This is a genomic window from Glycomyces rhizosphaerae, from assembly GCF_042647865.1.
GTDB classification, from domain to species: domain Bacteria; phylum Actinomycetota; class Actinomycetes; order Mycobacteriales; family Micromonosporaceae; genus Glycomyces; species Glycomyces rhizosphaerae.
In genome coordinates this window covers 74,023-93,801 of the sequence record NZ_JBHRWO010000010.1, presented here as the reverse complement: position 1 = coordinate 93,801, position 19,779 = coordinate 74,023, and the positions used below count along the sequence as shown (strand labels likewise).

Genomic DNA, 19,779 nt, shown 5'->3' with positions numbered 1-19,779 from the left:
CCCATGCGTCGCACCGCCCGCTGGCTCACTGCCGTCAACACCCTCAGTGCCCCAAGGGTGGCGTCCCAACGCTCCCGTGTGGACCAGGTCTTCGACCGCATGGTGCACCGCGCCGAGCGCCGGGCGGAGGCGGACTCGGCCGTGGCGCAGGAGTTCGTCGACTCCTACCGCTTCCTGTTCCGCGAGGTCGCCAAGCTGGACACGCTCTCGATGATCGGCTGGCAGGGCTACGTCGACGACCTGACCCGCCGCATGACCAACCACCTGCGCGTCGAGCGGCTCATCGCCGAGCACCCCGAGATCGCCGCCGAGCCGATCGAGCGTCCGATCGTCGTCGTGGGCCTCCCGCGCACGGCCACCACCCTCACGCACAAGATCCTCATCCAGCCCGAGGGCAACCGGGCCCCGCTGATGTGGGAGCTCATGAACACCCACCGCGGGGACATCGACCCGAAGCTGCGCGACAAGCTCGTCAAGGACGCCCAGACGATGGCGTCGCTCGCCAGCAAGGCCTCGCCGGTGTGGGACCTCATCCACCCGATGAACGCGCTGCAGCCCGAGGAGTGCGTGTTCGCTCTGCCGCACGGGTACCAGTTCATCACCCGCACGACGATGCCGGCGTACCGCCGCTGGGTCGACGAGCGCGACTACACCGAGGACTACGGGCACCTCAAGCGCGTCCTCCAAGTGCTGCAGTGGAACCAGCCGCGCAAGCGCTGGGTCCTCAAGACCCCGTTCCACCTGTTCAACCTCGACGTGCTCCTCAAGGTCTTCGATGACGCGACGATCGTGTGGCTGCACCGCGACCCCGCCACCGTCATGGGCTCCTGGTGCTCCCTTGTGGAGACCGGGCGGGCGCTGCACCACCGCTCGTACGACCCGTCCAGGATCGGCCCGGAGTGGCTCGAGATCTTCGGCAAGGGCGTCGCGGACGCGCGCGCGGTGCGGTCCTCGGCCTCGCGCGAGCGGTTCGTCGACGTGCCGTACCACTCGCTGACGGCCGACCCGTACGGCTTCCTGCCGAAGCTGTTCGAACGGCTCGGCATGAACTGGACCATGAAGGAAGAGGCCAACCTCGAGCAGGTCCTGGCCCGGCCCGGGATGCGCCGCAGCCACGAGTACCACCTGTCGCGCTACGGCATCGAACTCGACGACGTCGAAGAGGCCTTCGGCGACTACGGCCGCTTGGGCTTCTAGACGCAGATGGCTCAATTTTGAGACGCACGACACAAGGCCGGTCCAAGTAGGACCGGCCTTGTCTTGTCGTAGGCGGCGGATACGTTCGAAGCGGTCGGGTGGAGCGTCATGCGGGTGCCGCCCCGCCCGACCGGCCGCGATACGGCAGCCGAACTGAACAGGAGGTGGTGCTAACCCAGCCGCTCGGCCACGTAGTCGATCGCCTCGGTCAGCTTGGCCACGTCCGAGGGGGCCACGGCCGGATAAGTGGCGACCCGCAGCTGGTTGCGACCCAGCTTGCGGTACGGCTCGGTGTCGACGATCCCATTGGCGCGCAGCACCTTCGCGATCTCGGAGGCGTCCACGCCCTCGAAGTCGATCGTGGCGACCACGTTGGAGCGCAGCGCGGGATCGGTCACGAACGGGGTCGCGAACGCGCGGGCCTCGGCCCACGAGTACAGGGTCCCGGCCGACTCGGCGCAGCGCTTCGCGGCCGCGTCGAGCCCGCCAGCGGCGTTGAGCGCGTCCACCTGCTCGGCGGCGAGCACCACGGTGGCCACCGCCGGAGTGTTGTACGTCTGGTCCTTGCGCGAGTTGTCGATCGCGGTCTTCAGGTCCAGGAACGCCGGGATGTAGCGGCCGGACGCGGCGATGCGCTCGGCGCGCTCGATCGCGGCCGGGCTCATGATCGCGATCCACAGGCCGCCGTCGGAGGCCAGACCCTTCTGCGGCGCGAAGTAGTAGCAGTCGGTCTCGGTGAGGTCCACCGCGAGGCCCGCGGCGGCGGAGGTCGCGTCATGGAGCATCAGCGCGCCCTCGTGGGCGATGCGCTTCACCTCGACGGCCACACCGGTGGAGGTCTCGTTGTGCGGAGTGGCGTACGCGTCCACGCCGTCCTCGAAGGACGGGTACGCGGCCGTGCCGGGCTCGGCCGTCACGATCGTCGGCTCGCCCAGGTGCGGGGCGATCTTGATCGCCTTGGCGAACTTCGAGCCGAACTCGCCGAAGCTGGCGGCCTGCGCCCGGTCCTCGATGAGGCCGAACACGGCGACCTCCCAGAACGCGGTCGCGCCGCCGACACCGAGGACGACCTCGTAGCCCTCGGGCAGGGCGAAGAACTCGGCCAGACCGGCCCGCAGGCGCCCGACCTCGGACTTGACGGCCTTCTGGCGGTGGGAGGTGCCCATGACGGACCCGCCCAGTCCGGACAGCGCGCGCATCGCCTCGGTCGGCACCTTGGAGGGGCCGGCGCCGAAGCGCCCGTCAGCGGGCAGCAGCTCTGCGGGGATGGTGATCGGGTCGGTCACTGTCGGCTCCGTTCTCGGTCGGTCCTGGGCTCACTGTAAACCCGCGTTCCCGTCCCGTGACCGGGCGGTCCCGCACCGGCCGCCAGCTGAGACCGGCGTCGCTCAGACCGCGGGCGCCCAGCCCGTGGGCGGCTCGCCGCCCGGCTCGGTCTCGGCCGTCCACAGTTCGCCGTCGGCCGCAACGGCCCACAGGCGCAGCGCCCCGTCCGAGCCGAACGCCGCGGCCGGGCGCTTGACGAGGGTGATGTCGCCGCGGGTCCACGGCCGCGACAGCAACGCGAATCCGCCGGCCGGCTCGAGATCGGCGAGTGAGAGCAAGAGCACCGCCGGAGCGCCGGTCCCGTCGTCGCACGCCACGGCCAGCGCCCCATCGGGCCCGATCGCGAGCGCCGGAGCGAGTACCCCGCCTTCGAGCGGCACGAGCACACCGGTCCACGTCTCGCCCTGCCCGAAATGGAGGACCACGTCGCTGCTCCCGGCCATCCGGGAGGCGATCACGATCCGCCCGTCAGGGGCACGGACGGCCGTGACGGCGCTGGCGGGCAGGTACGGCTGGCCGTCGGGTCCGGGCAGATCCAGCGGGCGGGTGGTCCAGTCGGTCCCGTCGCCTTCCCAGATCGCCACATTGTCGGGGGTGGCCGCAATGATGTGGAAGGTCCCGTCGACGGCGACCGCCGCGGGGCAGTCGTGGACGGCGGGGCCGTCGAGCCGGGCCCAGTCGGTCCACTGCCCGCCTTCGGGCCGCACCCGCACCGCGAGGCCGCCTTCGGGGTCGCGGACGCAGGCCAGGGAGGCGCGGCCGTCGTCGGCTGCGGCGACCTGCCCGATGATGCGGGCGGCCGCGCCGGTTCCGGCGGGGTTGCCGAGGAGCTGCCATTGGCCGGAGGCCAGGTCGTAGCAGTGGAGGTCGCGCACGTGAGCGGCCGGATCGTGGGCGTGCTCGGCGCTGATCACGTACAGCTTGGTCCCGGCCCGGTCGAGGGACGGGAGCGCGTCGGGGCCTCCGAGGTCTTCCCAGCCGTCCTCGCCGAGGACCTGGAGTTTGTTGTCGCGCACGGTGATCGGGCGGATGAGGCCGTCGATCTCGGCGGCGGCCACGGCTGCGGTGTAGCGCGGGTGGGAGGCGTGGCCGTAGGTGATGCCGGCGCCGGGGCCGACGATGAGGCGGTCGCCGCAGCCGCTCGCGAGGCCGCAGTCGGCGCCGTCGTTCCAGGAGTAGACGTCCAGGGCCCGGCCCTTGGGCTCGAGGTCGGCCTCGCCGAGGTTGCCGGGCCAGCGGCGGTTGTAGTAGCCGCGCCAGGACTCGACGGTGCGGGCCGCGCCCCAGGTGCGGACGGCCTCCCAGGCGAAGAGGGCGGCGGCGGTGTGGTCGATGTGGTCGGAGTAGCCGGACTGTTCGGCGCCGAGCTGCTCGCCGACCACCGGGTCGGGGTCGGGGTCGAGGGTGTTGACCACGGCGGGGCGGTAGCGGTCGAGCAGTTCGAGGAGGGTGGCCTGGATCGTGGACCGGTCCACCGTGGACTCCGCTGAGAGCGGCGAGCCGGTCGGGGGCAGGACCAGGGAGTCGTCGAGGCGGCCCTCCCACAGGGCGAGGAGCCGTGTGAACTCCCCGGTGATGCGTCCGAGGTTCGTCCACAGCGAGCAGAAGACGATGTGGACTTGCGGCCTGTCGCGCAGGACGCAGAGTTCGACGTCCTGCCCGGAGTCGAGCGGGGCGAGGTACCGGTCCCAGGGCGCGTCGGCGTCGCCGAGGGCCAGGAGGGCGTAGGCGCGGCGCAGGCCGTTGTCGCGCGAGGCGGCGTACCCGGCGAAGTCGGCGGGGGCGGCGGCCTCCCAGGTGTTGCGACCGTCCGCCTCCCCGGCGGTGAGGACCACGGTGCAGAGCCCGGCGCCGTCGTCGAGGACGCGGGCGACGCGGGGGTTGATGAAGTAGAGGCAGTCGTCGGGGTGGGCGACGATCTGCATGTGGATCGGGCCGGTGCGCGCGGGCGCGGGGAAGGCCGTCTCGCCTGCGGCCTCGCGGAGCGACCAGGCGCTCTCGGCGGCCGCGGCGGTGACGGCCAGACCGGCGATGCCACCGACCAGGAGGTCGCGGCGGCGCAGCGGCAAGGGTCGGGGGGAGGACATGGGGTGTGCCGTTCGGGTGGTGGGGCTCGCGCTGGTTCATGGCCGGCGAGCGTCGCCATGGTCGCGTCGATCCTAACGCGAACGCGCACATATGAGGTCGGCACACGAAGCGGCCCGCGTCACCCCTTGCGGGGCGGCGCGGGCCGCTTCGAAGCTGCTTCGGCTACTGCCAGCCCTCGACCTCTTCGGGCTTGCGGGGGCCGGGCCCGACATAGGTCGCGGAGGGGCGCACGATCCGGCCGAGCTTCTTCTGCTCGAGGATGTGGGCGCTCCAGCCGGCCACGCGGGCGCAGGTGAAGATCGGGGTGAACAGCTCGGCGGGGACCTCGGCGAAGTCGAGGAGCACCGCCGACCAGAACTCGACGTTGGTGGCGAGCACGCGGTCGGGCTTGCGGGCCCGGAGCTCGGCCAGCGCGGCCGATTCGAGCGCCTCGGCGACCTCGTAGCGAGGTGCGCCCAGTTCCTTGGCGGCGGCGCGGAGCACGCGCGAGCGGGGGTCCTCGGCGCGGTAGACGCGGTGACCGAAGCCCATGAGGCGCTCGCCGGAGTCGAGGAGGTTCTTGACGTAGCCGTCGGCGTCGCCGGACTTCTCGACCCCTTCGATCATGTGGAGGACTCGCGAGGGGGCGCCGCCGTGGAGCGGGCCGGAGAGCGCGCCGATGCCGGAGGAGATCGCGGCGGCGGCGTCGGCGCCGGTGGAGGCGACGACGCGGGAGGTGAAGGTGGAGGCGTTCATGCCGTGCTCGGCGGCGGACATCAGGTACGTGTCGACGGCCTTGACGTGCGCCGGGTCGGGCTCGCCGCGCCAGCGGCGCATGAAGCGCTCGGTGATGGTGCCGGCCTTGTCGATCTCCGACTGGGGCACGGCGGGGCGGCCGGAGCCGCGGGCGGACTGGGCGATGAACGACAGCGTGGTGACCGACACGCGGGCGAGATCGTCCCGGGCGGTCTCGTCGTCGATGTCGAGCAGCGGTTGCAGGCCCCAGTAAGGTGCGAGCATGGCGACCGCGGCTTGGGCGTCGACGCGGGTGTCGCCGGAGGAGACGGGCACGGGTACGGGCTCTGCCGCCGGAAGTCCGTTCCCGAACTTGCCGTCGACGAGGAGGCCCCATACGTCGCCGTAGGTGCTTTGGCCGACCAGGTCCTGGATATCGACACCGCGGTAGCGGAGCGATCCACCCTCTTTGTCAGGCTCGGCGATCTCGGTTTCGAAGGCGATGACGCCCTCGAGGCCGGGCTTGAACTCAGACATCGTTGTACTCCTGAGTGTGTTGTCCCTGTGGTTGCCGACCGGGGGCTTCCGGGAGGCGACGGTTCGTAGTTATCTGGAAATGGTGCCTCAAGCCGGACCGCGACGGAAGTGGCCACGGGGCGGGGGTGATCCTGAATGGCGGTACAGATGGTGCGCAAAATATGAGACAACCATCGTGAGCTTGGCGGTTTGTCCAACTTTGCCGCTTTTCATGGGAGGGTTTCGATAATGGGTCTTGTTGGTTTCAACGGTTTCCTGCGATCTCGCCCACATCGATACGCGTGCCGCAGGTCATCGGCCATGAGCTAACGTCAAAGCACATCCCGACCACCGATAACGACACGGAGGTACCCCCTATGGCGCTGTCCGGCGAGCAATGGGTGATCGCCTACAACGACCACGAGGCCACCATCGTCGCTGTCGGCGGTGGAGTGCGCTCGTACTCCTACCGCGGCCGACCGATCGTCATGACCTACGGCGACGAGGAGCTCGCGCCCGGCTGGTCAGGCCACATGCTGGCCCCTTGGCCCAACCGGGTGCGTGACGGCAAGTACACGTACGACGGCACCGACTACCAGCTCCCGGTCAACGAGATCGAGACGAACACCTCGCTCCACGGTTTCGTGGCCTGGGCCGAGTGGAACGCCGTCGACGTCACCGACACCTCCGTCACCCTCGAATGCCGCCTCCCCGCGCGCCTGGGATACCCCTGGACGCTGCACCTGCGCACCCGCTGGTCCATCGGCCCCGGCGGCCTGCGCGCCGCGCACACCGTCTCCAACCCCGGCCACAAGACCGCGCCGTTCGGCTTCGGCACCCACTCCTACCTCGTCCCCGGCTCGCTCGAGCGGATCGACGAGGCCACCCTCCACGTCCCGGCGGCCAAGAAGCTCAAGCTCGACAAGCAGAGCATCCCGGTCGGCGCGGGCCCGGCCGACTTCGACGCCCCCACCGTCCTCAAGGACCTGGTGATCGACGACTGCTACGGCGAGCTCAAGCGCGGCTCGGACGGGAAGGCCGAAGTGCGGCTGGCCGACCCGGTCTCGGGCCAGGCGGTCACGGTGTGGATGGACGAGTCCTTCCCGTGGGTCCACATCTACACGGCGGACGGCCTCGACGGGAGCCGCAAGCGCGGCTCCGTCGCGATCGAGCCGACCACCTGCCCGCCGAACGCCCTCGCCACCGGCGAGGACCTGGTCGAGCTCTCGCCCAGCGAGGCCTGGTTCGGCGTCTGGGGCATCCGCCCCGAATAAGCACAGCGATCCGCAGCGAGGGACCGTCCCACCGGGACGGTCCCTCGCTGCGTTCACGCCGAGTTATCCACAGGCAAATCACGAACGCGAATCGCATTGCGCCCCAATATTTGTCCGAATAACCCGTTAAGCCGGAAGTTATCCACAGAGGAAAAATTGCTCCTTGTCAACCTCCTCCGCGGCCGGTCATGGTTACTCCAAGGCACGTGAACATCACCGAACGTAGGAGTAGTAATGGCCGCGACACTCGACCGCAGCACGATCACCGCCGCCCCCGCCGCCGAATCCCTCCTCGTCACCGCCGACGACCACCTCGCCGACCAGATCGCCCCGCTGGCCGCCGCGGTCGGCCATCCCCTGCTCCGCATCCGCCATGTCCACGACGCCGAACGCCACTGGCAGCGCGCGCCCCTCGTGCTCGTCGGCCCCGACCTCGCCCCCGAATGCATCGCCTGCGACTTCCCGTCCAGGGAACCGCTCCTCCTGTGCACCACCATGTCCTGGCTCGGCGCCGACACCGACGACACTTCTCTCTTGTGGCCCATGGCCATCCAGATGCAGGCCACCGGCGTCCTCGCCCTCCCCGACGCCGACGACTACCTCACCGACCTGCTCATGCGAACCATCCGCGGCGTCGAACCCGCGCCCGTCATCGCCACCGTCGCCGGGCACGGCGGCGCCGGCGCCTCGACTCTCGCGCTCGCCGCGGCCACCGACGTGGCCCGCGAGGGCCGCAAGACCGTCCTCATCGACCTCGACCACACCGGCGGCGGCATCGACGCCGCGGCGGGCCTGGCCTCGCAGCCGGGCTGGCGCTGGCCCTCGCTCGCGAACGGCACCGGCACGCTCGACCCCGAGCGGGTCCTCGGAGGGCTCCCGCATCGCGCTGGCATGCACGTGGTCGGCCCCGATCCGCGCAATCCCGCCGAAGTGGACGCCGCCGCGTTCGAGCGGGTCCTGCGGGCCGCCCGCCTCACCGCCGATCTCGTCATCGTCGACCTGCCCCGCACCCGCACCGAGGCCGCCCTCAGCGCCGCCGCCTCCGCCCGTGCGATCGCGGTCGCCCTCGGGCCCGGCACACGCTCCTGGGAGGCCGCCCGCAGCGTCACCGCCGCCTACGGCCTCCACAACGCCCACCTCGGCGTGGTCCTGCGAGGTGAAGCGAGGCCGAGCCCGGTAGGTGTCGCCTGGGACGGCCCGCGCGAGGCCGACTGGCTTGAACCGCCGGTGTGGGGCTCGGTCCCCACTGACCGGCGCCTCCCGGTCCTGCTGCGCCAGGGGCGAGTCCCCCGAGGCAGGGTCGGGCGCGGCATCCGCGAGCTGACCGCTGAACTCAGCCGGCCCCGATCACGAGGCGGCCTGGCCTTGGCCGGGAACGGCGTCGGGCAGGCCGGGGCGAAGCGATGAACCTCGACCTGATCACGAGAGTCCGCCGCCAGCTCGCCGCCCAGACCCGGCCCGGAACGAACCGCGGCGGGGCGCGCGGCGCGGCCAAAGCGGACATCGTCCGGGCCCTGTGCGCGGCCGGGGCCGCGCCGCCCGACCAGGCCTCGCTCCTGCAACTGTCGGCGGCGCTGAGCGACGACCTGATCGGGGCCGGCCCGCTCCAGCCGCTCCTGGACGATCCCAAGGTCACCGATGTCGTCGTCAACGGCTCGGGCGGCGTCTGGGCCGACCGCGGCGAAGGCCTGCGACCCGCGGAGGTCCGGCTCGGCCGGTCCGACACGATCCGGTCCCTCGCCTGCCGACTCGCCGCCGCGGCCGGAAGGCGCCTCGACGCGGGCAGCCCTTACGCGGACGTGCGCCTGCCCGACGGCACCCGGTTCCACGCCGTCCTGTCGCCGATCGCCACCTCGGGGCCCTACCTGTCCTTCCGCACCCACCGGTCCCGGGCGTTCACGCTCACCCAGCTCGTGGAGGCGGACACGCTCACCGCCGACATGGCGGACCTGCTGCTGCGCATCGTGAAAGCTCGCCTCGCCTTCGTCGTCACCGGCGGCACCGGCACCGGGAAGACGACGCTGCTCGCCAGCCTGCTGTCGAACGCGCCCAAGGACGAACGCATCGTCATCGTCGAAGACGCGGCCGAACTCGCGCCCGACCACCCGCACACGCTCACCCTCGAATCGCGCCCGGCGAACATCGAGGGCGCGGGCGAGGTCGACCTGGCCGCACTCGTCCGCCAGTCGCTGCGCATGCGGCCCGACCGGATCATCGTGGGCGAATGCCGCGGCGCCGAGGTGATCGAACTGCTCGGCGCCCTCAACACCGGCCACGAAGGCGGCGCAGGCACTCTGCACTGCAACGCCGCCGCCGACGCCCCCGCGAGGCTGGAAGCCCTCGCGCTCCCGCACGGCCTGCCGCGCGAAGGGCTCCACGCCCAACTGGTCGCCGCCCTCAGAGTCATCATCCACCTGCGACGCAACGGCACCGGACGCCAAGTCGCCGAGATAGCCCTGATCGAAACGGGCCACACCGGAACGCAGGGCCTGACGGTCTCGACCGCCTGGACCCGCCACGGCCCCGGTCCCGGCGCGGGCATCCTCGAACGCCTCCTGAGGGAGCGGAACGCATGAGCCGCAACCACACGACCCGAACCGCGTCGACCCCGACCGCCACCACCGATCTCGCCGGCCCTGGAGGCATCGGCGAGCCCACCCAGCTCGCCGCCAGACCGCTTTCGAGGGAGTACCGCGCATGACCGCCACCGCATTCGCCCAACCGCCCGAACGCCGCCGCTGCGGACCGTCCGCCCGAGCCCGCAAGACCCGGGCCCGGCTCGAACCGGAAGCGGCCCGCCCGCAGAGCGCCCGCCGCGCAGGCCCCGGCAATCGCCAGCATCGCCTGAGCGAACGGACCTCGCCCGCGTCGACCCGACCCGCCAAGCCCCGTACCCGTCACCGCACCGACCGCTCGCCGGAAGGAGAAACCGCATGACCGCCATCGCCACCGCCCTGATCGCGAACCGGCCGAAGACCGCCGCAGCCGTCACCGCGCTGATGGCCGCATTGCTCGCGGCCTGGCTCGTCGGATCGCGCCACGACGGCGGCCTCGGTCCACTCGCCGCAGTCGCCGCAGGCACCGTGACGGCGATCTATGCTGCGGCCGCCGTCACCGCCTGGCATCTCGCCCTGCGCCGCAAACGCGACCGCGAAACCCGCCGCGCCGCCGCCGACACGGTCGCCTCTTTGGCGGCCGACCTCGCGGCCGGGACCGACCCGGCCCGCGCCGTCGCCGCAGCCGAACCGGCCTGGCCCGCCGAAGCCCACGTCACCGCACGCCGCCTCCGGGCCGCACTCCGCATCGCCGCCGAACTCGGCGCACCCGCCGCGGACCTCTGCCGCAGACTCGCGGAACACCTCCGTGAAGACGACCAGGCCGCCGCCCGAACCCAGGCCCAGACCGCGTCCATCCGAGCCACCGCCGCACTGCTCATCGCCCTGCCCGCCGCCGGAGTCGCCCTGGGCGAAGCGCTCGGGGTCGAAGCCGTGGCCTTCCTCTTCGCCAGCCCCGCGGGCATCGGCGCGGCCGTCGCCGCGATGGGCCTGCAGGCCGCTGGCCTCGCATGGACCGGCGCACTCATCAACACGGTCAATGTGGGGAGCTCATGATGCTGCGCAAACTCATCGGACCACTCGCCGGCGTCGCGGCCGCCGTCGCCATCGGCGGGGTGATCGGCATCGTCGCGGGCTTCGGCGCCTGGTGGCTCGCCGCCCGCCTCCTGCGCGCCGACCCGGACCGCGCAGAGCAGGCCGCCGCCAACCGACTCGCCCCGGCCTGGCCCTGGACGCTCGACCTCCTCGCCGCCTGCATGCGCGCCGGGGCCCCGTTCCCGCAGGCGGCGTTCACGGTCGCCGACGCCGACGACCCGGAGATCGGCGAACGCCTGAACCGCTTCGCCGGAGCACTCCACTTGGGCGCCTGCGCCTCCGAAGCACTCCCGGAACTCGGGAAGCTGCCCGGAGCCGCACGCCTGGCCCGCCAACTCGACCGATCCGGCGACTCCGGCGCCGCCATCGCCGCGGGCCTCGAACAACTCGCGGCCTCGCTCCGATCCGACCTGCGCACCAGAACCGAAGAACGCGCCGCACGCGCCGCAGTGGCCCTCGTCGGGCCCCTGTGCCTGTGCTTCCTGCCCGCGTTCGTGATCGCCGGAATCGGCCCCGTGGTGCTCGGCATCGTCACCGACACCCTGAGTTCCGGCCTCTGATCCACAGCCCGAAAACCGAAGAGAGGAAACCGCGATGAACGCGAACACCCACACCACGATGGCCCTCCCGACCCGCCGCGACCGGCCCGAACACACCCGCCGCGCACCGTCCCAGCCCGACTCGTACCAGGCCGCCTGCCGCCCCGAAAGCCGCTGGAAAACCGCCTGCGAACCGGGCGGCGCCTGCCCGCGACCCGCATGCGCCGACCAGCGCTGCCGAACGAACCGTCCCGACAACGAACCCACCGCCCAGCCCCGACCGCGCCACGATCCGGAACCCGAAACCAACGAAACGGCGCCGGGAACCCGAACGGGCGCAACACAGCCCTGGTCACCGGGCGCGAACCGGAGCCGGACCCCGATCACCGCGGGCCCGCCCACCGACGGTCCGGAGCAAGCAAGACGACGCCCGAGCCCGCGGCCGAAGACCGAAGACGAATGGAGCCCTGGCCGGATGCAGGGCACGGTGAAACCGAGCTGGGGCGAGCAGTTCGCCACGAGGATGCGCGGCGAAAGCGGCATGAGCACCGCCGAATACGCGGTCGGCACGCTCGCGGCGGTCGCCTTCGCCGGAGTGCTGCTGAAGGTGCTCACCTCCGGCCCGGTCCAAAGCGCCCTGTCCGACCTGATCGAACGAGCCCTGTCATGAGAGCCGCGAGCCGAAACCCACCACCGACAGACACGGGAGGCGGCAACCAGGCCAGGCGAGCCGGAGGCGAACGCGGATTCGTCACCGCCGAACTGGCGGCGACCCTGCCCGCGGTGGTCGCGGTCCTGGCACTCGGCATGTGGGCGGTGTCGACGGTGGGGATGAAGGTCCGCGCGATCGACGCGGCCAACAGCGCCGCGATCGCGGCGGCCAGAGGAGAGGACCCGCAAGCGGTCGCGGCGCCCTACCTTCCCGAAGGCGGATCGGTCGCGGTCACCAGCGACGACACGGTCGCACGCGCCGTGGTCACGGCACCGGTGCGGCCCCTGGGCCCGCTGACGCCGTCGATGGACATCACCGCCGAAGCCGCCGCACCAATGGAACCGGGCCTGCCCGGATGAGGAAGAAGCGAAGTGAACAAGCGCCCGACCGAGCCGCTTCGCGCGGCAGCAGTCACGGCGAACGGGGATCCTCGACGGTCCTGGCGGCCGGCGTGACAGCGGCGGTCCTGGTGTCGGCGGTGGCCTTCACCGCCGTCGGCCAGGCCGGCGCCGCACGACATCGAGCCCAAGGAGCGGCGGACGCCGCCGCGCTGGCGGGAGCCGCGAAGGTGTTGTTCGGTGAGGGCGAGGCGTGCGCGGCGGCCCGGGCGATGGTCGAACGCTCGGCCACCGAGTTCGAACGATGCGAGGTGAACGATCTGGAAGTGACGGTCTACGTGAACGAGACCCCGAACGGCCTCCCAGCGGCATTCGGTCCAGCCCGAGCGGTCTCCCGAGCAGGCCCGGTAGCGGTCGAATAACCGCCACCACAGCGAAAAGACAAAGCAAGCGAAAGGAGGTCACCCCCGCCAAACGCGATGACGGGCAAGGCGACTAGACCCAAGCCGCCTCAGCCGATCGCGATGGCGGGCGAGACGACCATGAGAAGACCACCCCAGCCAATGGCGGTGGCGGACAACCGGTCCCGGCGGCCAAGGCCAGGCCGCCGGGAACCGAGAACAACGAACGGCATCAACCGAGAACTGGCGTGCAGGTCGGCGGCGGGTGGGCAAGGGGGGTGGGTGGGGGGCGGGGGCGGCCCCCAAAGCGACAGCTCGAAGAAGCGGCCGAGAATGGCGCCGAGACGGCGGCCCGAGTAGGGCTTCAAACAGCGGGTCGAGAAGGCCCCACCGCCAGCGCCGCACGACGAATTCCTCGCCTGGAACAGAGGCCCGCCACCTCCGCGTCGCACGACGAAGTCCTTGTCCAGGAGAGGGCCGTGCCACCTCCGCGTTGCCCGACGAAGTCCTCGCCCAGGGGAGGGCCCCGCCACCTCTGCGCGTCTCGATGATGTGCCTGGTGAGACGTGTTGGTCACACTCTGAGTGTCACAGGCCTGCTGGTGAGGCGCAAAGCGCTCAGGCTGTCTAAACTCGCGCCATGGAGAAACACCGTTCTTCAACCGCTGAGGCGCCCGCGACCCGGTCGCCCGGCCGCCGCACCTATCTCATGTGCCGCCCCGCCTACTACGCGGTCGAGTACGCCATCAACCCTTGGATGGACACGACCGCCCCCGTCGACGCCACGCTCGCCTGCGCCCAGTGGGAAGCCCTGGCCGACGCCTACACCGCCCTCGGCCACGAGGTCGTCCGCCTCGAGCCCGAGCCCGGCCTCCCCGACATGGTCTACGCCGCCAACGGCGCGTTCGTCGTCGACGGGATCGCCTACGGCGCGAGCTTCCGCCACCCCGAACGCCGCCCCGAGGCCGACGCCCACGAGAAGTGGTACCGCACCTCCGGCTGGAAGTTCGCCGAGCCTGAGCACATCAACGAAGGCGAAGGCGACTTCACCTACCTGCCCGGCCGCGAACTCATCCTCGCCGGCTGGGGCTTCCGCACCGACGCCCGCGCCCACGCCGAGGCCGCCGACGTGTTCGGCCGCCCCGTCGTCTCGCTGCGTCTCGTCGACCCCCGCTACTACCACCTCGACACCGCGCTCGCGCCCCTCGACGACGAGCGCATCGCTTACTACCCCGAGGCTTTCGCCCCCGGCAGCCGCCTGCTGCTCGAGCGACTCTTCCCCGACGCCGTGATCGCCGACGCCGAGGATGCGGCCGGATTCGGCCTCAACTTCGTCTCCGACGGCCGCAACGTCGTCATCAACGCCGAAGCCGAGGGCTTCGCCCGCAAGCTCCGCGACGCCGGGTACGAAACCGTCCCCGTCGACCTCTCCGAGCTCAAGAAGGGCGGCGGCTCCGTCAAGTGCGCCACCGCCGAACTGCGCCGGTAACGGCCGGGCGGTAACGCCGAAACCGACCGAGGGGCCGGTGATCCAGCGACGCTGGACCACCGGCCCCTCCGCCGTCGGGGGGAGTTGGTCAAGGAGGCGCGCCGCGTCCTGCCGCGGCGCTCGCCTCAGGCGACGACCAGCGTGGTCTCGAAGCCCTTCGGCTGGAAACCGTTCTGCTGCGGCGGAACGGGACGCTGGCGGTTGATCGCGTCCTCCGGGTCGGGCAGCGCCTCAGCCGGGCGGTCTTCGGGCGGCAGGAACACGCCCGCGAACGGCATCGATCGCTCGGGCACGGTCCGCGGCGCGGGAACACCGAGGTCCGGGGCGGGCAGCGGGCTCGCCGGGTGCGTTCCTGCCGGCGTCACCGCGTCCGCGAATGTGGACTTCACCAGGGCGACCGTGTCCTCAGTCCGTTCAGCTTCATCGAACATGATCGAGCGCGACGGGCGGACGGTCTCGATCGCGGGCCGGGAGTCGGCCATCGGACGGCGGAACGCGCGCGCCAAGAGCGCGTCGATCCGCCAGACCCGTTTGGCGTGGGTGGCCGGGAGCCAGAAGTGCCAGCGGCGCGGCTCGGTCGCGCCCGGTCCTTCGAGGACGGTGAAGTTGAGTTCGACGCCGGGCCCTGCCGGGTCCGCCGACCAGCGCAGGTTCTCGATCGCGGTCACCGGCGCGTCCAGGCACAGGCGTACCCGTCCGAGGAGCCGTGACTGCCGGGTGACGACCATGCGCTGGCCGGTGAGCATCAGGACGTGGTCGCCGCTGCCGAGTCCGTCGGAGCCGACGCATCGGCTCAGCAGCGACACCTGGTCTCCGGGCCCGATGTTGCGGAGCAGAAGGGGGACGTGCCGTGACAGGGCCGTCGAGGTCAGGCCCGCCTCGGCCGAACAGGCGAGCATCGTGCGGGAGAAAAGGTCCATGTGCTTGTACCCCACAGAAATCCGTGTGCGTTCGTCACTCTGCGACGCGCTCTCAATAGGGGTAACGGCAATCCGCATATGCAAGTTACGGCTACGGGGTGGGCTTCACCACAACTCACCCCTTCGGGCGAGCGGGACTCAACCGGGCCCGCCCCTTGGCGAGCGGGGGCTCACTCCTGCGGTTCGAGTTCAAGCTCGAGGTCGACCTGGTCGAGGACGAGGTCCAATTCCGGCAACTCGGGGTCGGCCCAATCGTGGTCACTGCCGCCGTCGTCCCAGCCCTGGTCGCCGTCCGCGTCGTCGGCATCTTCCCCACCGCCGCAGCCGTCGCCGTCCTCTTCGATGGGGACCAGTTGCGGCGGCTTCGAGCCTTCGGGTGCGGGCTCGTCGCCGCTGGGTTCGTCCGCGAGGCGGCTCGCGTCGTCGCCGGACTCCGCGATGAGACCGGCCTGGGGTTCGGCCGCGCTGGCGGCGACCCGCGGTTCGGCTCCGGGCTCGACGAGGCCTTCCTGGCCGTCGTCGCCGCCCGCGACGCCCTCGGGGTCGGGCGACTCCTCGGCTTCGATGATGACGGTCTCCGAGCCGTATTCCAGCGGCTCGGCGCCGTCGCCGGCGTCGAGGCCCCTGGCGAAGGTCCATCCGATCAGCGCGTAGGACGCCACGGTTCCCGCGCTCACTCCGACCATGGCGAACCAGATGCCCACCGGCCAGTGTCCGCCCTGGTCGTTGCCTGTGTCGCTCACCGTGCGCTCCTTCCCGCCACCCCCGTGCGACGAAACGGCCGTTCAGGACCGATGATGTCGATGGCTCGACCGATTTAGCTACGTAGCGTCAGTCTCCAGTCCCGAATAGTAATGGGGCGGCGGCTATGGCGCGCACCACCCAAGACTTTGGGATGCTTGGATACACCGGAATACGAATATGAGGAGGCATACATGGGCGACACACAGCGTCCTGCCAAGAAGACGGCCAAGAGCCGTCCGAAACCCGCCTCAGCGAACGAACCAGAGTTCGTGCAACTGCTGACTCCGGAGGGTCAGCGCGTCAAGCATCCCGACTACGACATCAACCTCACCGACGACGAGTACCGCGGCCTCTACCGCGACCTCGTCATCACCCGCGAACTGGACGCCCAGGGCACCGCCCTGCAGCGCCAGGGACAGCTCGGCCTGTGGCCGAGCCTCCTCGGCCAGGAAGCCGCGCAAGTCGGCTCCGGCCGGGCCCTCAAGGCCCAGGACACGGTCTTCCCGGCCTACCGGGAGCTCGGCGTCCAGTGGTGCCGCGGCATCGACCTCATCTCGTCGTTCGCGCTCTTCCGCGGGACCGACCTCGGCGGACGCGACGTCGCCGCCGACCGCTTCAACATGTACGCGATCGTGATCGCCTCGCAGACGCTCCACGCCGCCGGCTACGCCATGGGCGTGGCCATGGACGGCGCGGTGGGCGGTGACGACGGCGAGGCCGTCGTCGTCTACCACGGCGACGGGGCGACCAGCGAGGGCGACTTCAACGAGGCGCTGATCTGGGCCGGGGTGTTCAACTCCCCGCTGGTGCTGTTCTGCCAGAACAACCAGTACGCGATCTCGGAGACGAACGCCCGCCAGTTCCGGCTGCCGCCGTACCGCCGCGCCGAGGGCTTCGGCGTCCCCGGGATCCTCGTGGACGGCAACGACGTCCTCGCGACGTACGCGGTCACGCAGTCCGCGCTCGACCGCGCCCGCCGCGGCGAGGGCCCGAGCCTCGTCGAGGCCTACACGTACCGGATGCAGCCGCACACCACCTCCGACGACGCCACGCGCTACCGCGACGCGGCCGAGCTGGACTTCTGGCGCGCGAAGGACCCGATCGTCCGCTACCGCAAGTGGCTGGACGCCGAGGGCCTGGCCGACGAGGCCTACTTCGCCGCGATCGACACCGAGGCGGGCGAGCTCGTCCGCGAGCTGCGCGCCCGCGTGATGGCGCTGACCGACCCGGAGGTCGCCGAGATGTTCGACAACGTGTACGCCGAGATGCCGCAGGAGATCGCGGCCCAGCGTGCGGAGGCGCTCGAGTTCCAGGCCTCCCTCGACGAGGGGAGCGAGGTCCGATGACGACGATGACCATGGTCAAGGCGCTCAACGAAGGTCTGCGCCGAGTGCTCGAAGTCCAGCCGAAGTCGCTCGTCATGGGCGAGGACGTGGGCCGCCTCGGCGGCGTCTTCCGCGTCACCGACGGCCTGCAGAAGGACTTCGGGTCCGAGCGCATCATCGACACCCCGCTCGCGGAGTCCGGCATCATCGGCACCGCTATCGGCCTCGCGATGCGCGGCTACCGGCCGATCTGCGAGATCCAGTTCGACGGCTTCGTCTACCCCGCGTTCGACCAGCTCGTGTCGCAGCTGGCGAAGATCCCGAACCGCTCGGGCGGGCGCGTGCGCCTGCCTGTCGTCGTGCGCATCCCCTACGGCGGCGGCATCGGCGCGATCGAGCACCACTCGGAGTCCCCCGAGGCGTACTTCGCGCACACCGCCGGCCTCAAGGTCGTGACCTGCGCGAACCCCAACGACGCCTACTGGATGATTCAGCAGGCCGCCGCCGGGGACGACCCGGTGATCTTCTTCGAGCCCAAGCGCCGCTACCAGGCCAAGGGCGAGGTCGCCACCGGCGCGTCCGAGCTCGACCTGTTCCGCGCCCGCACCCTCCGCGAGGGCCGCACCGCGACGCTGATCGCTTACGGCCCCACCGTGGACGTGGCCGCGAACGCCGCCGCCGCGGCGGCCGAGGAGGGCTTGGACCTCGAGGTGATCGACCTGCGCTCGCTCTCGCCGATCGACTGGGAGCCGCTGTTCGCCTCGGTCCGCAAGACCGGCCGCGCCGTGATCGTCCACGAGGCCCCGGGCAACATCGGCATCGGCGCGGAGGTCGCCGCGCGGATCTCCGAGGAGTGCTTCTACTCCCTGGAGTCCCCGGTGCTGCGGGTGACCGGCTATGACGTGCCTTATCCGGCGAGCCGCCTCGAAGACGACTACCTTCCGAACCTGGACCGGGTGCTCGACGCCGTCGACCGGTCACTCGAGTACTGAGGAGCGGGACATGGGTCAGAGGATCACGTTCAACCTGCCCGACCTCGGTGAGGGACTCACCGAGGGCGAGGTCGCCGCGTGGCTCGTCGAGCCGGGCGGCGAAGTCAAGCTCAACCAGCCGTTCGTGGAGGTCGAGACCGCCAAGGCCCTCGTCGAGGTGCCCAGCCCTTACGACGGGGTGCTCGCGGAGCACCACGCCGAGGCCGGGGAGACCATCGACGTCGGCAAGCCGCTCGCGAGCTTCGAGGTCGAAGGCGTCGAGGCGCCTCCCGCCGAGAAGAAGAAGGACGAGCGCACGCCGAACCTCGTGGGGTACGGCGCGCGCGAGGCCGGTTCGAAGCGCCGCAAGCGCCGCACGGGAGGCGAGGCACCGGCCGCACCGGTGGCGACACCGGTGGCCGCACCCGCGCCGCCCGCTCCGGCTCCGGCGGCCCCCGCACCTGCGCCCTCCGCGCCGGTGGCCCCCGCCGCCTCGTCAGGGCCGGTGCTCGCCAAGCCCCCGGTCCGCAAGCTCGCCAAAGACCTCGGGATCGACCTCGCGTCGGTCACCCCCACGGGCCCGAACGGCACGGTCTCCCGGGCCGACGTCGAAGCAGCCGTGTCCGCTCCGGAGGCGGCCGCGCCGACCAGGGTCACGGCCGCGGCCGAGGACCAGCGCATCCCGATCAAGGGCGTGCGCAAGCTGACGGCGCAGAACATGGTGGCCTCGGCGTTCACCGCGCCGCACGCCACGGTGTTCCTCACCTGCGACGTCACCGGCATGATGGAGACGGTCAAGGAGTTCAAGGGCCGCAAGGAGTTCGCCGAAGTCAAGGTCACTCCGCTGCTGTTCGTGGCAAAGGCGGTCCTGCTGGCCGCCCGCCGCCACCCGATGATCAACGCCAAATGGGACGACGAGGCCCAGGAGATCGTCGTCAAACACGACGTCAATCTCGGCATCGCCGCCGCAACCCCGCGGGGCCTGGTCGTGCCGAACGTCAAGGCCGCCCAGGACCTGAGCCTGGTCGAACTGGCCGAGGCCCTCACCTCGCTGGCGCGCACCGCCCGCGAGGGGAAGACCTCGCCCGCCGACATGTCAGGCGGGACGATCTCGATCACCAACGTCGGCGTCTTCGGCATCGACACGGGCACGCCGATCCTCCCTCCGGGGGAGTCCGCGATCCTCGTGTTCGGCGCCGTTCGGCCGCAGCCGTGGGTGCACGAGGGCGAGATCGCGGTCCGTCAGGTGACGACGCTCGGACTGTCCTTCGACCACCGGCTCATCGACGGAGAACTGGGCTCCCAGTTCCTCGCCGACGTCGGCTCATTCCTGCAGCACCCTGGGGAAACACTGCTCGCCTGGACGTGATCAAGGGCACCGACGAATCGTTGGCGGATCCCAGTATTCGGTGTTGTAATTGAGGCACGGAAACAACGGGGAAACATATCTTCGAAGTTTCCGACCGTCTCGGGCGACTGGGACCGCGAACTTTATCTCCTCCCATTGGTGCGGCGGACAGCGCCGAGTTCCCGCACCATTGAGACCCTCTCCAGGGGGTTCTCACACCGGCCGGGT

The 19,779-nt window shown here is 71.1% G+C and carries 19 protein-coding genes; 14 read left to right on the top strand and 5 right to left on the bottom strand.

Going from position 1 to position 19,779, the window contains the following annotated elements; genetic code table 11:
* The first annotated feature begins 3 nt into the window (after positions 1-3).
* Entirely contained in the window at positions 4-1,197 is a 1,194-nt protein-coding gene (locus ACFO8M_RS10015; protein ID WP_387974139.1) for a sulfotransferase family protein, read from the top strand.
* Between the two features lie 170 nt (positions 1,198-1,367).
* On the opposite strand, the gene serC is transcribed toward ACFO8M_RS10015, so the two are convergent.
* The 3 genes from serC to ACFO8M_RS10000 all read right to left on the bottom strand — a co-directional run bounded on the left by serC (position 1,368) and on the right by ACFO8M_RS10000 (position 5,862).
* Positions 1,368-2,483, bottom strand: coding sequence for a phosphoserine transaminase (gene serC, locus ACFO8M_RS10010; protein ID WP_387974135.1), 1,116 nt, complete (start codon positions 2,481-2,483; stop codon positions 1,368-1,370).
* A 102-nt stretch (positions 2,484-2,585) separates the two neighbouring features.
* On the bottom strand, positions 2,586-4,610 hold the full coding sequence (locus tag ACFO8M_RS10005) for a PIG-L family deacetylase (RefSeq protein ID WP_387974132.1): 2,025 nt from the start codon (positions 4,608-4,610) through the stop codon (positions 2,586-2,588).
* A 163-nt stretch (positions 4,611-4,773) separates the two neighbouring features.
* A complete protein-coding gene (locus ACFO8M_RS10000; RefSeq protein WP_205324394.1) occupies positions 4,774-5,862 on the bottom strand; it encodes a citrate synthase 2 in 1,089 nt (362 codons plus the stop codon).
* Between the two features lie 356 nt (positions 5,863-6,218).
* Between ACFO8M_RS10000 and ACFO8M_RS09995 the strand changes: the two genes are divergently transcribed.
* The 10 genes from ACFO8M_RS09995 (at position 6,219) to ddaH (ending at position 14,243) form a co-directional block, all read left to right on the top strand.
* Complete coding sequence (locus ACFO8M_RS09995) at positions 6,219-7,115, top strand: aldose 1-epimerase family protein (RefSeq protein ID WP_387974128.1); 897 nt, start codon at positions 6,219-6,221, stop codon at positions 7,113-7,115.
* Between the two features lie 234 nt (positions 7,116-7,349).
* Positions 7,350-8,522 (top strand): septum site-determining protein Ssd, encoded by a 1,173-nt coding sequence (gene ssd, locus ACFO8M_RS09990; RefSeq protein WP_387974125.1) that lies wholly within the window; start codon positions 7,350-7,352, stop codon positions 8,520-8,522.
* Positions 8,519-9,691, top strand: coding sequence for a TadA family conjugal transfer-associated ATPase (locus ACFO8M_RS09985; RefSeq protein ID WP_387974122.1), 1,173 nt, complete (start codon positions 8,519-8,521; stop codon positions 9,689-9,691). The genes ssd and ACFO8M_RS09985 overlap by 4 nt, the downstream gene beginning before the upstream one ends.
* Complete coding sequence (locus tag ACFO8M_RS09980; RefSeq protein ID WP_387974120.1) at positions 9,688-9,816, top strand: hypothetical protein; 129 nt, start codon at positions 9,688-9,690, stop codon at positions 9,814-9,816. The genes ACFO8M_RS09985 and ACFO8M_RS09980 overlap by 4 nt, the downstream gene beginning before the upstream one ends.
* Positions 9,817-10,048: 232 nt before the next feature.
* Complete coding sequence (locus ACFO8M_RS09975) at positions 10,049-10,726, top strand: type II secretion system F family protein (protein WP_387974117.1); 678 nt, start codon at positions 10,049-10,051, stop codon at positions 10,724-10,726.
* Positions 10,726-11,325: a type II secretion system F family protein gene (locus ACFO8M_RS09970; protein WP_387974114.1), complete on the top strand. Its 600-nt coding sequence runs from the start codon at positions 10,726-10,728 to the stop codon at positions 11,323-11,325. The genes ACFO8M_RS09975 and ACFO8M_RS09970 overlap by 1 nt, the downstream gene beginning before the upstream one ends.
* Positions 11,326-11,779: 454 nt before the next feature.
* Positions 11,780-11,974 carry a DUF4244 domain-containing protein gene (locus tag ACFO8M_RS09965; protein WP_387976320.1) on the top strand — a complete coding sequence of 65 codons (195 nt, stop codon included), beginning with the start codon at positions 11,780-11,782 and terminating at the stop codon, positions 11,972-11,974.
* A complete protein-coding gene (locus tag ACFO8M_RS09960) occupies positions 11,971-12,375 on the top strand; it encodes a TadE family type IV pilus minor pilin (RefSeq protein ID WP_387974111.1) in 405 nt (134 codons plus the stop codon). Before ACFO8M_RS09965 ends, ACFO8M_RS09960 begins: the two co-directional genes overlap by 4 nt.
* Positions 12,372-12,776: an Rv3654c family TadE-like protein gene (locus ACFO8M_RS09955; RefSeq protein ID WP_387974108.1), complete on the top strand. Its 405-nt coding sequence runs from the start codon at positions 12,372-12,374 to the stop codon at positions 12,774-12,776. The genes ACFO8M_RS09960 and ACFO8M_RS09955 overlap by 4 nt, the downstream gene beginning before the upstream one ends.
* Positions 12,777-13,394: 618 nt before the next feature.
* Positions 13,395-14,243 carry a dimethylargininase gene (gene ddaH, locus ACFO8M_RS09950; protein ID WP_387974105.1) on the top strand — a complete coding sequence of 283 codons (849 nt, stop codon included), beginning with the start codon at positions 13,395-13,397 and terminating at the stop codon, positions 14,241-14,243.
* Between the two features lie 125 nt (positions 14,244-14,368).
* Here the strand turns inward: ddaH and ACFO8M_RS09945 are convergent, their stop codons facing one another.
* Together ACFO8M_RS09945 and ACFO8M_RS09940 are read right to left on the bottom strand one after the other, a co-directional pair.
* Positions 14,369-15,163, bottom strand: coding sequence for a hypothetical protein (locus ACFO8M_RS09945; RefSeq protein WP_387974102.1), 795 nt, complete (start codon positions 15,161-15,163; stop codon positions 14,369-14,371).
* Between the two features lie 170 nt (positions 15,164-15,333).
* The gene (locus ACFO8M_RS09940; RefSeq protein ID WP_387974100.1) at positions 15,334-15,906 is read right to left on the bottom strand and encodes a hypothetical protein; all 573 of its coding nucleotides are present in this window, start codon (positions 15,904-15,906) and stop codon (positions 15,334-15,336) included.
* 192 nt (positions 15,907-16,098) lie between these two features.
* On the opposite strand from ACFO8M_RS09940, the gene pdhA reads away from it, so the two are divergent.
* From pdhA to ACFO8M_RS09925, 3 genes are read left to right on the top strand one after another with little or no spacing between them, the layout of a single operon-like run.
* Entirely contained in the window at positions 16,099-17,253 is a 1,155-nt protein-coding gene (pdhA, locus tag ACFO8M_RS09935; RefSeq protein WP_387974097.1) for a pyruvate dehydrogenase (acetyl-transferring) E1 component subunit alpha, read from the top strand.
* Positions 17,250-18,224, top strand: coding sequence for an alpha-ketoacid dehydrogenase subunit beta (locus ACFO8M_RS09930; protein WP_387974094.1), 975 nt, complete (start codon positions 17,250-17,252; stop codon positions 18,222-18,224). The genes pdhA and ACFO8M_RS09930 overlap by 4 nt, the downstream gene beginning before the upstream one ends.
* 10 nt (positions 18,225-18,234) lie before the next feature.
* Positions 18,235-19,572 (top strand): dihydrolipoamide acetyltransferase family protein, encoded by a 1,338-nt coding sequence (locus ACFO8M_RS09925; protein WP_387974091.1) that lies wholly within the window; start codon positions 18,235-18,237, stop codon positions 19,570-19,572.
* The last annotated feature ends 207 nt before the right edge of the window (positions 19,573-19,779 follow it).

Bases quoted from the DNA above. Each gene is read 5' to 3' on its own strand.
- ACFO8M_RS10015 (WP_387974139.1), top strand. From the start codon at position 4: ATGCGTCGCACCGCCCGCTGGCTCACTGCCGTCAACACCCTCAGTGCC.
- ACFO8M_RS09985 (WP_387974122.1), top strand. From the start codon at position 8,519: ATGAACCTCGACCTGATCACGAGAGTCCGCCGCCAGCTCGCCGCCCAG.
- ACFO8M_RS09980 (WP_387974120.1), top strand. From the start codon at position 9,688: ATGAGCCGCAACCACACGACCCGAACCGCGTCGACCCCGACCGCCACC.
- ssd (WP_387974125.1), top strand. From the start codon at position 7,350: ATGGCCGCGACACTCGACCGCAGCACGATCACCGCCGCCCCCGCCGCC.
- ACFO8M_RS09955 (WP_387974108.1), top strand. From the start codon at position 12,372: ATGAGGAAGAAGCGAAGTGAACAAGCGCCCGACCGAGCCGCTTCGCGC.
- ACFO8M_RS09995 (WP_387974128.1), top strand. From the start codon at position 6,219: ATGGCGCTGTCCGGCGAGCAATGGGTGATCGCCTACAACGACCACGAG.
- ACFO8M_RS10005 (WP_387974132.1), bottom strand. From the start codon at position 4,610: ATGTCCTCCCCCCGACCCTTGCCGCTGCGCCGCCGCGACCTCCTGGTC.
- pdhA (WP_387974097.1), top strand. From the start codon at position 16,099: ATGGGCGACACACAGCGTCCTGCCAAGAAGACGGCCAAGAGCCGTCCG.
- ddaH (WP_387974105.1), top strand. From the start codon at position 13,395: ATGGAGAAACACCGTTCTTCAACCGCTGAGGCGCCCGCGACCCGGTCG.
- ACFO8M_RS09960 (WP_387974111.1), top strand. From the start codon at position 11,971: ATGAGAGCCGCGAGCCGAAACCCACCACCGACAGACACGGGAGGCGGC.
- ACFO8M_RS09925 (WP_387974091.1), top strand. From the start codon at position 18,235: ATGGGTCAGAGGATCACGTTCAACCTGCCCGACCTCGGTGAGGGACTC.
- ACFO8M_RS09965 (WP_387976320.1), top strand. From the start codon at position 11,780: ATGCAGGGCACGGTGAAACCGAGCTGGGGCGAGCAGTTCGCCACGAGG.
- ACFO8M_RS09970 (WP_387974114.1), top strand. From the start codon at position 10,726: ATGCTGCGCAAACTCATCGGACCACTCGCCGGCGTCGCGGCCGCCGTC.
- ACFO8M_RS09930 (WP_387974094.1), top strand. From the start codon at position 17,250: ATGACGACGATGACCATGGTCAAGGCGCTCAACGAAGGTCTGCGCCGA.
- ACFO8M_RS09945 (WP_387974102.1), bottom strand. From the start codon at position 15,163: ATGGACCTTTTCTCCCGCACGATGCTCGCCTGTTCGGCCGAGGCGGGC.
- ACFO8M_RS10000 (WP_205324394.1), bottom strand. From the start codon at position 5,862: ATGTCTGAGTTCAAGCCCGGCCTCGAGGGCGTCATCGCCTTCGAAACC.
- ACFO8M_RS09975 (WP_387974117.1), top strand. From the start codon at position 10,049: ATGACCGCCATCGCCACCGCCCTGATCGCGAACCGGCCGAAGACCGCC.